Consider the following 12,038-nt stretch of genomic DNA (forward strand, 5'->3'; position numbering starts at 1 on the left):
TAGGATTCGGACATGTCCCACGTGGTGGCGCTGCCCGTCTGCGACGGGATGACGATGCTCGAGTACGGCACCGTGCTCGAGGCGCTGAGCTTCGAGTGGAACGACCTCCCGTCGCTCGGGTACGACGTGCGCGGCTGCGGCCCGGCCGACGGGGTACGGACGCTCGGCGGCGCCGTGCTGCGGCCGGCGTACGGCCTCGACGAGATCGCGGGCGCCGACACCGTCATCATCACGGCGGTCTCGGACCCGCGGACCGATTCGAACCCGGAGTGGCACGAGCCGCTGCGCGCGGCGGCGGCGAACGGCGCGCGGATCGTCTCCATCTGCACCGGCGCCTTCGCGCTCGCCGCGGCGGGCCTGCTCGACGGCCGGCGGGCCACGACGCACTGGCGGCACGCGGGGCTGCTGCAGTACCGCTTCCCGCGGGTGCACGTCACGCCGTCGGAGCTGTACATCCAGGACGGCCCGGTGCTCACCGGCGCGGGCTCCGCGGCGGGGCTCGACCTGTGCCTGCACCTCATCCGCACCGACCACGGCGCCGCCACCGCGAACGAGGTCGCCCGCCGCCTGGTGGTCGCGCCGCACCGCGACGGCGACCAGTCGCAGTTCGTGAACATCGACACCCTGCGGCCCGACATGGACAAGCGCTTCGCCGACTTCCTCCAGGGCCTCGCGCACGGCATCGGCGGCGTCAAGGGCCTCGACGACATGGCGGCCCGCGCGGGCGTCTCCCGCCGCACCCTGCACCGCCGGTTCCGGCAGTACACCGGCATCGCTCCGCTGGAATGGCTGATGAGGCAACGGGTCTACCGGGCCATGCGGCTGCTGGAGACCACCAACGATTCCGTCACCGTGATCACCGGCCGGGCGGGCTTCGACGCCGAGGAGACGCTGCGCTACCACTTCAAGCGGCAGACCGGACTCGCGCCGACGGCCTACCGCGAGCGCTTCCGCGGCAGCGAGGTGGGCCGCAGCTCCGCCCGGCCCGTGGCCGGATCTTGAGGAATTCCGGCACCGCAGACCTGGGCGGCGCGGCGCACCCCGGATAGCGTTTCGGACATGAGGATTCAGCAGATGAGGAAGGTCTTCGGCGGCACCCGGGCGGCCCCGACGACGACGAACCGATCCCCGGGATGGCTGCGGGAGTTCGCCTCCGGCGTCGCGGCGGGCAACCTCGTTCGGCACGGCGCCGGCGTCCCCGGCGCGCACGGCTCGCGGATCTGCGAGCGGCCCCGCCTGGGGCAGGCACCCGCGGGGCGGCACGCGTCAGAGCGGTAGCGTCCAGGGCTCGCGCGGTAGCCGCGCGGGGTCGAAGCCGTCGAGCATCTCCTGCGGCGTGCGGCCCTGCAGCCCCAGGCTCGCAGCGAGCTCCGGCAGCACGACCGACGGCCCGCCGCGCTCGGCGAGGGTGACGACACCGTCGCGCTTGGCGAGCCGGACGCCGGTGGGCCCCAGCACCATCGGCACGTGGGCGTAAGTCGGCGGCGTACCGCCCAGCAGGCTCGTCAGGTAGGCCTGCCGCGGCGCGGAGGAGAGCAGATCATCGCCGCGCACCACCTGGTCGATGCCCTGCGCGGCGTCGTCGACCACGACGGCGAGGTTGTAGGCGTACGTCCCTTCGCCCCGGCGGAGCACGACATCGTCGACGGCGCCGGTGAACTCGCCGTGCAGCACGTCGGTCACCGTGAACCGGTCGACGGTCGCGCGCAGGCGCACCGCCGCGGGCCGCTCCCGCCGCCGCACGTCCCGCTCGGCCTCGGTGAGATCGCGGCACGTGCCCGGGTACGCGCCTTCCGGGGCGTGCGGCGCCGACGGGGCGGCGAGGATCTCCCGGCGGGTGCAGTAGCACTCGTAGACGTCGAGCCGCTCCAGCGCGGCCGCGTAGAGCTCCGTCCGCGACGACTGGCGCACCACGTCGCCGTCCCAGTCCAGGCCCAGCGCGGCGAGGTCGGCGAGCTGGCGCGCCTCGGCACCGTCTGCCGTGCGCCCGGAGTCCAGGTCCTCGACGCGCATCAGGAAGTCCCGCCCCGTCGAGCGGGCGAAGAGCCAGGCGAGCAGGGCCGTGCGCAGGTTGCCCACGTGCAGGTCGCCCGACGGGCTCGGCGCGTACCGTCCAGCTGTCACCGCCCCAGCTTACGAGCGCACGCGCGCGAGGTTCCCGGCCCAGCGCGCGAGGTGCGCCGTCAGTTCCGCCGGCTCGACGACGGTGACCTCCGCGTCGAGCACGGCGATCGCCATCGCGGGCCAGTCCAGCGTGTCGGCCTCCATCCGCACGACGGTGCCGTCGGGCACCTCCTCGAGGCGCGCGTACCGGCCGATGAGCGGCCGCACGTGCTCGACGGGCGCGGCCACGTGGAATTCGATCCGGTGCGCGGGCGTGCGTTGGCCGACGGACGCGCGGACGTAGGCGGCGGCGTCCTCGGCGGGGAGCTCGCGCGGCCGGAAGCGGACGCCCGTGCTCGACGGTCCGCTGATCCGGTCGAGCCGGAAGCTGCGCCAGTCGTGGCGGTACAGGTCGTAGGCCACGAGGTACCAGCGGCGCCCGAGCGGCACGAGCCGCATCGGCTCGGCGAGACGGTCGGTGCGCGCACCGTCGGCGGCGGTGTAGCCGAACTCGATCCGCTCCTCCGCGCGGCACGCTTCCGCGAGCCCGGTGAGGATCCGCGGATCGACGGCGGGCCCGCCGGTGAGGACGGCGGGCTGGGTCACGGCGCCCAGCGCCTCGACGCGTTTGCGCAGCCGCGGCGGCATCACCGCGGCCACCTTGCCCAGCGCGCGCACCGAGGTCTCGGCGATGCCGGCGATCCCGCCCTGCGCGGCGGTCTGCAGCCCGACGGCGATCGCCACCGCCTCCTCGTCGTCGAGGACCAGCGGCGGCAGCGCGGCGCCGGCGGCGAGCTGGTAGCCACCGTCGACGCCGCGGGACGCGGAGACGGGGTAGCCGAGGTCGCGCAGGCGCTCGATGTCGCGCCGCAGGGTGCGCACCGACACCTCGAGCCGGTCCGCCAGCTCGGAGCCCGGCCAGTAGCGGTGGGTCTGCAGGAGGGACAGCAGCCGCAGGGTTCGGGAGCTCGTGTTCGCCATGTCTTTCAGAATTCCTTCAATTGAGGACAGAAACTGGCACTTGGCTCAATAGTCTTATCTCATGACCGAGACACAGCAGACCGCCACCGGCGAACGCGCCGACATCCTCAGCCTTCTCGCCGATCGCCGGCAGTTCCTCCGCCACACGGCGGAGGGCCTCACCGACGAGCAGGCCAACACCCGCAGCACCGTCAGCGAGCTGACCGTGGGCGGACTGATCAAGCATTGCGCAGAGGTGGAGAAGAGCTGGGCCGATTTCGCGGAGGCCAAGCCCGACAACGCTTATGCGGACGTCGACTGGGAGAACCCCAGCCCCGAGGTGCTCGCGCAGTGGGCGGACAAGTTCCGGATCGCCGAGGGCGAGACCCTCGCGGGCATCCTCGCCGATTTCGACGCCGCGGCCGCCCGCACCGACGAGCTGGTGCGCACCCTCGACCTCGACGCCTCGTACGAGCTGCCCGAGGCGCCCTGGCAGCCCGCCGGGGTGTTCTGGACCGTGCGCCGCGTGTTCCTGCACGTCGCCGCCGAGACCGCGCACCACTCGGGTCACGCCGACATCATCCGCGAGGCCATCGACGGCCAGAAGAGCATGGGCTGACGGATCCTCGCAGCGGGACCCCGCGGGTGCGGGGTCCCGCTTTCGGGCGTTTCGTCGGTGCTCGCGCCTAGGATCGAGGCGTGGACCTCCCCGTGAACCCGCCGCTCGATCCGATGCTCGCCAAGGCCGCGAAGGCGGTGCCCGGCGAGGGCTACTCCCACGAGCCCAAGTGGGACGGCTTCCGCGCCCTGATCTTCCGCGACGGCGACGAGGTGTTCATCGGCTCGCGCAGCGGCAAGGACCTCGGCCGCTACTTCCCCGAGGTCGTCGCCGCCGCACGGGAGGAGCTCCCCGAGCGCTGCGTGCTCGACGGGGAGATCGCCGTCGCCGTGCACCGCGAGGGCCGCAAGCGGCTCGACTGGGAGTCGCTCTCCGCGCGGATCCACCCCGCCGAGTCGCGCATCACGAAGCTCTCGGAGGAGACCCCGGCGATCTTCATCGGCTTCGACGCGATCGCGATGGCCGACGTCGACCTCACCGGCAAGCCCTTCAGCGCCCGCCGCCAGGTGCTCGTCTCCGCGTACGCCGGCACCGGGACCTGCAAGATCAGCCGCGTCACCACCGACGCCGAAGCCGCCGCCGACTGGTTCGAGCGGTTCGAGGGCGCGGGCCTCGACGGGGTGATCTCCAAGCGGATCGACGGCCACTACCTGCCCGGCAAGCGCGAGATGATCAAGGTCAAGCACGCCCGCACGGGCGAGGCCGTGGTCATCGGCTACCGCCCGCACAAGTCGCAGCCGAACGCCGTCGGCTCGGTGCTGCTGGGCCTCTACCAGGGCGGGCAGCTGCTGCCGATCGGCGGCATCGGCGCCTTCACCGCCGCCAAGCGGGAGGAGTACCTGCAGCTCCTCGAGCCCATGCGCACCGCCGACTCCGTCCAGGGCGAGCCCAACCGCTGGGCCACCCCGGAGAAGACGGGGGAGTGGGTGCCCGTGCGCCCCGAGCTGGTGGTCGAGTTCGACTACGACCAGATGGAGGGCATGCGCCTGCGGCACACCGCCAAGTTCAAGCGCTGGCGCCCCGACCGCGAACCGTCGAGCTGCGGCTACGACCAGCTCGAGGTCCCCGTCAACTACGACCTCGACGACGTCCTGCAGGAGGGTGAATGATGGCCAAGGCCCCGGCAGCCGAGGTGATCGTCCCCGGGCCCGACGGTGACCGCCCCGTCCGGGTGTCGAGTCCGGATCGGATCATCTACCCCGCCACCGACCTCACCCCCGAGGTCTCCAAACTCCAGGTGGCGCAGTACTTCGCGGCCGTCGGCGAGCCGCTGCTCGCGGCCATCGGCGACCGCCCCACCGCGCTCGAGCGGTGGCCCGGCGGTGTCCACCCCGGCGGCCGGCTCGCGCAGGGCCCGCAGGACAAGGACGCCGACGGCTTCTATCAGAAGCGGATGATGAAGGGTGCCCCCGAGTACGCGCAGACGGTGCGGATCGCCTTCCCGTCCGGCCGCCCTGCCGACGAGCTGTGCCCCTCCGAGATCGCGATCCCGGTGTGGTGCGCGCAGATGGGCACCATCACCTTCCATCCGTGGCCGGTGCGCAGCGCCGACGTCGACCACCCCGACGAGCTGCGGATCGACCTCGATCCCCAGCCCGGCACCGACTTCCGCGACGCCGTGCGGGTCGCGGGCGTCGCCCGCGAGCTCGCCGACGACCTCGGCCTGCGGGCGTACTGCAAGACCTCCGGCAACCGCGGCGTGCACGTCTTCATCCGCATCGCGCCGCGCTGGGACTTCGTGGACGTGCGCCACGCCGCGATCGCCTTCGGCCGCGAGCTGGAGAAGCGCGACAGCGGCGTCACCACCGCGTGGTGGAAGGAGGAGCGGGGGGAGCGGATCTTCGTGGACTACAACCAGAACAGCCGCGACCGCACCATCGCCTCCGCGTGGTCGCTGCGCGCCGTGCAGGGCGCCACCGTCTCCACCCCGCTCACGTGGGATCAGCTGGCCGAGCTGCAGGACCCGCACGAGCTCAACCTGTTCTCCGTGCCCGAGCGCCTCGCCGACGGCAACCCGTGGGCCGACATGGACGAGGTCGCGCACGACCTCACGCCCCTGCTGGACCTCTGGGAGCAGCACCCCGTCGAGCTGAACTACCCGCCCGACTACCCCAAGATGCCCGGCGAGCCCCCGCGCGTGCAGCCCAGCAAGAAGGTCGCCGAGCACTGGGACGCCGAGGGCAACAGGCTGTAACCGTCGGTGCTGACTCTTCGAGACTTCTCCCTCGTCCACATGGACCGGGGTACCTACATGTGGGTCGACCTCAAGACGTTCGTGATCACGGCTGCCGCCACCGACGCCGAGCTGTTGGCCGCCCTGATGGCGACGTCCGCCTATCGCGACGACTACTGCTCGCCCTTCGACCCGGCACGCATGGACTATCCCGGCGCCTCGCGCCATGCCAATTGGTGGCTCGACCGCCTCGCGCCGTCCATGTTCACGCGAGTCGCGGCCGATGACGCAGTGGACACAGTGACGTCCTGGGCGGTGGACCAGGAGTGGAGCGACGGCTACACCGGTCCCACTGACGAGACCCGCGACACCCTGCGGGACGAGGTCCTCTCGCTGTTCGCCGGGGGCGACGTGTTCGAGCTCCGGCCGCCCGGGGACGAGGCCTTCCATGATTTCGGCGGCATCGTCGGCTGCAGCGGCTACCACGAGTTCGTCGTCATCGACCGCGGGTCGCGAGTGCTCCACCTGATCGTGGCTGCGGACGACTGATGCGTGGCGGGTCCCGCCCAGACGGCGCGATCCACGCACGGTTCATATGGGTCTGGTAAGCACAGGGCATGCGCTCGAACCGCCGCCTCGCCGTTGCCCTCGTCGCCGTCCTTGCGGGCGGCTCGCTCGCCGCCTGCTCCTCGGGTGGGGGTGACGACGCCGCGAAGCTCGACCTCAAGACGGGTACGAACTCGCCGCTGACGATCACCGCCGCGCAGCTCGCCGGCCTCGCGCAGGGCGGCGCGGTCGTGGACGTCAAGCCGACGGCTGACGGCACCGTCGAGGCGGCGAAGGGCGGCGCCCTCGTCTTCAAGCCCAAGACGGGCTTCACCGGCTCGGTGCAGCTGAAGGCCGTCGTCTCGCCGGCGGTCGCGCTGTACTCGTCGGACATCCCGCCGCTCGCCACCGTCGGCGGCGTCTCCATCGACGGCAGCGGCTACGGCTCGTCGTGGACGCCGGTCCCGGGCGCGCCCGGCGAGTTCTACGGCCTCACCGACCGCGGGCCCAACGTCGACGGCCCGGGCAAGGACGAGAAGATCGCCGCGACGCCGGACTTCACCCCGCAGATCGGCCGGTTCAAGCTCGAGGACGGCGCCGCGGTCCTGCAGAGCGTCATCACCCTCAAGGGCCGCGACGGCCGACCGCTCAACGGACGTAACGACACCGCCGCGCCCACGGGTGAGAAGATGCTCGACCTCGACGGCGCCGAGCTCCCGCCCACCGACCACGGCATCGACTCCGAGGGCCTCGTCGCCCTGCCCGACGGCTCGTTCTGGGTCTCGGACGAGTACGGCCCCTTCCTCGTCCACTTCGACGCCAACGGCCAGGAGCTCGAGCGCCTCCTGCCCGGCAAGGGCCTGCCCGAGGTCCTCCGCAGCCGCACGCCCAACCAGGGCATGGAGGGCCTGACGGTGACCCCCGACGGCAAGCGGCTCGTGGGAATCATGCAGTCCGCCTTGAACGTTCCCGGCCTGAGCGGCAACGCCAAGGAGGTGCCCGTCACGCGGATCGTCGCGATCGACCTCGCCACCAAGGCCGTCCAGCAGTACGCCTACCTCCTGGACAACCCGAAGGACACCAAGAAGGCCGTCTCCGAGATCACCGCGATCTCGAACACGGAGTTCCTCGTCGACGAGCGCGACGGGAAGACCTCGCCCAAGGCGAACAAGACGATCTACCGGATCAGTCTCGACGGCGCGACCGTGCTCGGCGAGCAGAACCCCGAGACCATCGCCGGCGTGACCGGCACCGCGGAGGCGGAGGCCGCGCTCAAGGGCGCGGGCATCACCCCGGTCCGCAAGTCGGTGGCCCTCGACCTCAGCGGGCTGGTCGACAAGCTCAACCCCGCCGGGAAGTTCTTCGGCCACGACAAGGTGGAGGGCCTCGCCTCGCCCGACGGAGGCAAGACGCTGTTCATCGCCAACGACAGCGACTTCGGCCTGGCCGGGATCGCGGGCCCGAAGACGCCGTTCCAGCTCAAGGCGAAGATCCTCGCCAACGGTCTGCAGGACAGCCTCGAGGTGCTCAAGGTCGACACCACCAAGCTGAACGAGCCCACCGTCGAGCGCACGATCACGGTCACCGTCGGGTAGCGCGACCAGCCCTTTCCCGGATTCCGGGTATTTCATTCTTGACTTATATAAGTCCAAAATGAAATACTCGATCTCGTGCACGCCTTCGACGTCCTCGGTGATCCCGTCCGCCGCCACCTGATCGAGCTCCTCGCTCAGGGCGAGCTCTCGGCGGGCGAGCTGAGCGACGACGTGCGTGCACGTTTCGGCATCAGCCAGCCCGCGGTCTCGCAGCACCTGAAGGTGTTGCGGGAAGCGGGATTCGTCACCGTCCGGCCGGAGGGGACGCGCCGCCTGTACGCGGTGCAGCCCGAACCCCTGCGGGAGGTCGACGACTGGCTGGTCCCGTTCCGGCACTTCTGGGAGCCCAAGCTGTGGGCCCTGGGGACCGAGATCTCGCGCGGCAAGAAGGCGCGCCGAACGGCTACCGAGAAGGACGAATCATGACCTACGACATCGATGATCTCGCCGCGGCCCAGCCCGCAGCGGTCAACCGGCGCGCTGAGGTGCGCGACAGCGGCGAGCGGGACGTCTACGTCTCCGGCTCGCTCAGCCAGACCTATCCCACCGACGTCGCCGACCTCTGGGACGCGGTGACCAGCGCCGAGCGCCTGCCGCGCTGGTTCGCGCCCGTCCACGGCGAGCTCGCCCTGGGCGGCCGCTTCCAGGTGGAGGGCAACGCCGCCGGCACCGTCCTCGAATGTGATGCCCCGCACCGTTACCTCGTCTCGTGGGAGATCATGGGCGGCGTCTCGCAGGTCGAGGTCGTCGTCGAGCCCGACGGTGACGGCGCGCGCCTGACGCTCACCCACTCGGGCGAGAACGTGCGGGACTTCTACGAGCAGTTCGGCCCCGGCGCCACCGGCGTCGGCTGGGACCTCGCGTTCCTGGGCCTGAACGCACTCCTCACCACCGGGCAGGACCGCCCGGAGGACGCCGAGGCGTTCTTCGCGACGCCCGCTGCCAAGAACCTCGTCGCGGCGTCGGCGAAGGCGTGGGCCGAGGCGACGATCGCCGCCGGCGTGCCCGCGGATCAGGCTCTCGCGCAGGGCGAGCGGACCGCCGCCTTCTTCTTGGGCGAGTAGTCGCTCAGGCTGCGGACGCCGCCACCGTCGGCTCGTCCGCGGCGGGCTCGGCGGTCTCGGTCTTCGGCTCGGTCGCCGTCGGCGCCGCGGTCTTCTCTGTCGCGCTCGCAGCCGGCTCGGTGGTCTGCTCGGCCGTCGTGCTCGGCGCGCTCGTCCCGACGGTGCCGGTCGGCGCGACGGTGCCGGTCGGAGCGGTCGTCGGGGACGGATCGGACTGCGGCTCCGTGGTCTTCGGCTCCGCGGCCTTCACGAGCTGCAGCACCGGCGACTGCTCCTGCGTCGTCTGCGGCGCGGAGGTCTCCGTGGTCTTCGACGCGGCCGTGTCCGCGGCGTCGGTCGCTGCGGGGGCTGTGGGCTTCGGCGCCAGGAACTTCGAGGCGTCGCCGGTACCGGTCGTGGCCTGGCCGATGCCCTGCACGGCGGCGCCGATCAGGTCCACGCCGAGGCGCAGCGGATCGATCACCGGGAACAGCCCGAAGGGGCTCGCGGCGCCGTAATCGCGACGGTCGTAACCGGTCTCGATCAGCACACGGGCCACCGGTGAGACCAGATCGACGAAGGGTGTCACCAGTCCGGTGGTGCCCGTGGCCTTACCCAGATCCAGCAGCGGCAGCATGAGCGGCAGGATCTTCGCCGGCAGCGTCACGTAGCGGGTGTCGCCGCTGACCTGGCAGTGGTTTCCGGCGGTGCAGTTCGCGGTGGCCGCCTCGACGGCCGCGCGGACCTCGTCCGGGGTGTAGCCGATCGGCGTGGCGGACGGGGCGTCGGAGCCCTTGGGAGCCAGCATCTTCCCGTGCACGTACCAGAACCCGGCGAGCGCGTTCGCGGTCGCCAGAAGGTTCGCCGGGTACTTGGGGAAGTCGGTGACGCCGTCGTATTGGAAGCCCACGTCGGTGGTGTTGATCGGACGGGTCGGGGTGCCGGTGTTCGTGGGGGTGCCGGTTCCGAAGGTGACGTCGAGGATCGGGATGTGCCCGAGGAAGGACGGCCGGGTGAACAGGCCGCCGTTGGGGCGGCTCGCGTTGCCGATGACCACGAAGGAGACGTTGTCGGGGATGCCGCCGTTCTCGGCCAGCTGCTTCTTCACCGCCGTGACCACGGTGCCGCCCTGGGAGTACCCGAAGATCACGATCGGGGAGTCCTTGTCGGCGGCGGCGTACTGCTCGTTCAGGCTCGTCACGCCGCTCGCGACCGAGTCGTCCCACTTCGCTCCCTCGAGCCCGCCCCAGCCCTCGAGCGGGATCGGCCAGAACTCGGCGATGTAGGGCACCGGCTTCGCGACGCAGGCGGTCGCCCCGCACGCGCCGGTCGGTTGCACGTAGTAGCCGATGACGTTCTCCTGGTAACCCGTCACCTTCGACGGGTCCTTCGTCCCCGTCCCGGGGACGACGAGCACCGTCGTGGCCGCCCAGGCGACCGCGGAGACGAAGGTGAGGGCGATCGCACCGAGTACTGCGACCAGGGCGTATCCGAGCTTGCGGGCGGTATCGCGCATGACGGGGCGACCTCTCGTGTTCAGGTTGCGCTCAGTTTCGCACGACTCGTCTCGTTGTGCTTGCGAACTCAATCGCCCGCAGGCGGCTACCGGTCGGCGGCCGTCAGCACGCGCTGCGCCCGGTCGGGGAGTAGATGGCCCGCGCCAGGTAGCAGGGAGACCGCGTCATCGCCGAAGACCGTCCGCGCGTGCGCGGCGGCCCGCGGACCGTCGAGCATCTTGTCCCGGCCGCCGAACGCGGCGGTGACCGGCGCGGTGATCCGCGCCAGGGCCTCGTCGGCGAAGACGGGCAGGCCGTCGGTGCGCGGCCGGAAGGCCCGGAACGTGAGGTCGCTGAAGGCGGCGAGGTCGCGCTCAAGGCCCACCTCGTCCGACGGCGTCCAGCCCGTGAAGTAGCGCATCGCGGCCCGCCGGCCGGGCGCGCCCAGCAGGCTCAGCAGGCCCGCGACCAGGAGCGGAGCCGTCCGGCGCGGCCCGAGCCCGCCCGGCACCAGCAGGCCCAGCGACCGCACGCGCGACGGGTGCTCCGTGGCGTAGTCCAGCGCCACCCAGCCACCCAGGGACTCGCCGATCACCGCGGCGTACGGAGCGCCCAGGGCGTCGGTCACGCCCGCGAGCCACGCGGCGTGCGCCCCGGGCTCCAGCGGCAGCCGCTCGACGACGGTGCCGCCCGGCTCGCCGGGGAGGTCGAGGGCGTGCACGCGGTGGGAATGCGCCAGCAGCGGGATCTCCGTCGCCCAGTTCAGCGACGTGCCGCCCGAGCCGTGCAGGAGCACGACGGCCGGCGCACCGTCGGGCCCGGCGCTGAGGACGTGCGTCCCGTCGACGACGGTGCGCTCCACGTCCGGCAGGTACGCCGACAGCAGCCGGTCGTACTCGTCGCGCACCGCGCGGGCGCCCTCGTTGCTGCGGAATCGGTCGTCGGTCATCGCATCCCCCTCGTCCGCCCCAGTCTGGCAGCAGCACCGAAGCGCCCGGGCGCAGGACAGGACCGTGCTGTACTGATCGCGTGTTCGAGATGGAGCGCGACCCGGCGATCGTGGAGCTGGACCGCTTCGTGCCGTGCGCGCCCGCGGTGGTGTGGCGGGCGCTCACCGAGCCCGAGGTCGTGGAGCAGTGGCTGGTGCGCTCCGTCGGGCTCCGGCCCGAGCAGGGCACGACGTTCATTCTCGAGATTCCGTCGGATCCGCGCGGGGAGGTGTCCTGCGAGGTGACCGCCGCCCTCGCCGGCGAGCGCTTCACGCACAGCTACACCGACCTCCGCGCCGCCCGGCCCGCGCGCTGGATCGTGGACTGGCGGCTGGTTCCGGAGGGGAAGGGCACCCGTGTGGTCCTGACGATGTCGGGCTTCGACGTCGACGATCGACAGCAGTTGTTCGCCCGCAACGCCGCCGAGCGCGGTTACCGCAACACCCTGATCCCCAAGCTGGCCGATACGGCCCTCGCCCTCGACGGCTGATCGCAGTACCGAACCAGTGGCCAA

Annotated in this window: 14 protein-coding genes; 10 read left to right on the plus strand and 4 right to left on the minus strand. The window is 71.8% G+C overall.

Translation table 11 applies throughout. The features are described 5' to 3' along the window. Positions 1 to 12: 12 nt before the first annotated feature. Together WFK95_RS11275 and WFK95_RS11280 are read left to right on the plus strand one after the other, a co-directional pair. Positions 13 to 1,002, plus strand: a complete 990-nt coding sequence (locus tag WFK95_RS11275) for a GlxA family transcriptional regulator (protein ID WP_336670757.1) — start codon at positions 13 to 15, stop codon at positions 1,000 to 1,002. 72 nt (positions 1,003 to 1,074) lie between these two features. Further along, positions 1,075 to 1,278 (plus strand): hypothetical protein, encoded by a 204-nt coding sequence (locus tag WFK95_RS11280; protein ID WP_336670758.1) that lies wholly within the window; start codon positions 1,075 to 1,077, stop codon positions 1,276 to 1,278. Here WFK95_RS11280 and gluQRS read toward each other — a convergent pair. Further along, entirely contained in the window at positions 1,267 to 2,124 is an 858-nt protein-coding gene (gene gluQRS / locus WFK95_RS11285; protein WP_336670759.1) for a tRNA glutamyl-Q(34) synthetase GluQRS, read from the minus strand. The two genes, WFK95_RS11280 and gluQRS, sit on opposite strands and share 12 nt — an antisense overlap. 9 nt (positions 2,125 to 2,133) lie before the next feature. Next, complete coding sequence (locus WFK95_RS11290) at positions 2,134 to 3,084, minus strand: helix-turn-helix transcriptional regulator (protein ID WP_224647745.1); 951 nt, start codon at positions 3,082 to 3,084, stop codon at positions 2,134 to 2,136. Between the two features lie 61 nt (positions 3,085 to 3,145). Between WFK95_RS11290 and WFK95_RS11295 the strand changes: the two genes are divergently transcribed. The 7 genes from WFK95_RS11295 to WFK95_RS11325 all read left to right on the plus strand — a co-directional run bounded on the left by WFK95_RS11295 (position 3,146) and on the right by WFK95_RS11325 (position 9,060). Next, complete coding sequence (locus tag WFK95_RS11295) at positions 3,146 to 3,682, plus strand: DinB family protein (protein WP_336670760.1); 537 nt, start codon at positions 3,146 to 3,148, stop codon at positions 3,680 to 3,682. An 80-nt stretch (positions 3,683 to 3,762) separates the two neighbouring features. Next, entirely contained in the window at positions 3,763 to 4,791 is a 1,029-nt protein-coding gene (locus WFK95_RS11300) for an ATP-dependent DNA ligase (RefSeq protein ID WP_336670761.1), read from the plus strand. Then, entirely contained in the window at positions 4,788 to 5,876 is a 1,089-nt protein-coding gene (locus WFK95_RS11305; RefSeq protein WP_443081548.1) for a DNA polymerase domain-containing protein, read from the plus strand. The genes WFK95_RS11300 and WFK95_RS11305 overlap by 4 nt, the downstream gene beginning before the upstream one ends. A gap of 39 nt (positions 5,877 to 5,915) precedes the next feature. Beyond that, positions 5,916 to 6,404: a hypothetical protein gene (locus WFK95_RS11310; RefSeq protein ID WP_336670763.1), complete on the plus strand. Its 489-nt coding sequence runs from the start codon at positions 5,916 to 5,918 to the stop codon at positions 6,402 to 6,404. Positions 6,405 to 6,472: 68 nt separating this feature from the next. Next, positions 6,473 to 7,996, plus strand: coding sequence for an esterase-like activity of phytase family protein (locus WFK95_RS11315; RefSeq protein WP_336670764.1), 1,524 nt, complete (start codon positions 6,473 to 6,475; stop codon positions 7,994 to 7,996). 75 nt (positions 7,997 to 8,071) lie between these two features. Further along, positions 8,072 to 8,422, plus strand: coding sequence for an ArsR/SmtB family transcription factor (locus tag WFK95_RS11320; protein WP_224647790.1), 351 nt, complete (start codon positions 8,072 to 8,074; stop codon positions 8,420 to 8,422). Further along, positions 8,419 to 9,060 carry an SRPBCC family protein gene (locus tag WFK95_RS11325; RefSeq protein ID WP_336670765.1) on the plus strand — a complete coding sequence of 214 codons (642 nt, stop codon included), beginning with the start codon at positions 8,419 to 8,421 and terminating at the stop codon, positions 9,058 to 9,060. Before WFK95_RS11320 ends, WFK95_RS11325 begins: the two co-directional genes overlap by 4 nt. Positions 9,061 to 9,064: 4 nt before the next feature. Here the strand turns inward: WFK95_RS11325 and WFK95_RS11330 are convergent, their stop codons facing one another. Together WFK95_RS11330 and WFK95_RS11335 are read right to left on the minus strand one after the other, a co-directional pair. Beyond that, positions 9,065 to 10,555: a PE-PPE domain-containing protein gene (locus WFK95_RS11330; protein ID WP_336670766.1), complete on the minus strand. Its 1,491-nt coding sequence runs from the start codon at positions 10,553 to 10,555 to the stop codon at positions 9,065 to 9,067. 86 nt (positions 10,556 to 10,641) lie between these two features. After that, a complete protein-coding gene (locus WFK95_RS11335; RefSeq protein ID WP_336670767.1) occupies positions 10,642 to 11,484 on the minus strand; it encodes an alpha/beta fold hydrolase in 843 nt (280 codons plus the stop codon). A gap of 89 nt (positions 11,485 to 11,573) precedes the next feature. Between WFK95_RS11335 and WFK95_RS11340 the strand changes: the two genes are divergently transcribed. After that, positions 11,574 to 12,014, plus strand: a complete 441-nt coding sequence (locus tag WFK95_RS11340; RefSeq protein WP_336671052.1) for an SRPBCC family protein — start codon at positions 11,574 to 11,576, stop codon at positions 12,012 to 12,014. Positions 12,015 to 12,038 lie beyond the last annotated feature (24 nt).

It is taken from the genome of Tsukamurella sp. USMM236 (assembly GCF_037148755.1).
Lineage (GTDB): Bacteria > Actinomycetota > Actinomycetes > Mycobacteriales > Mycobacteriaceae > Tsukamurella.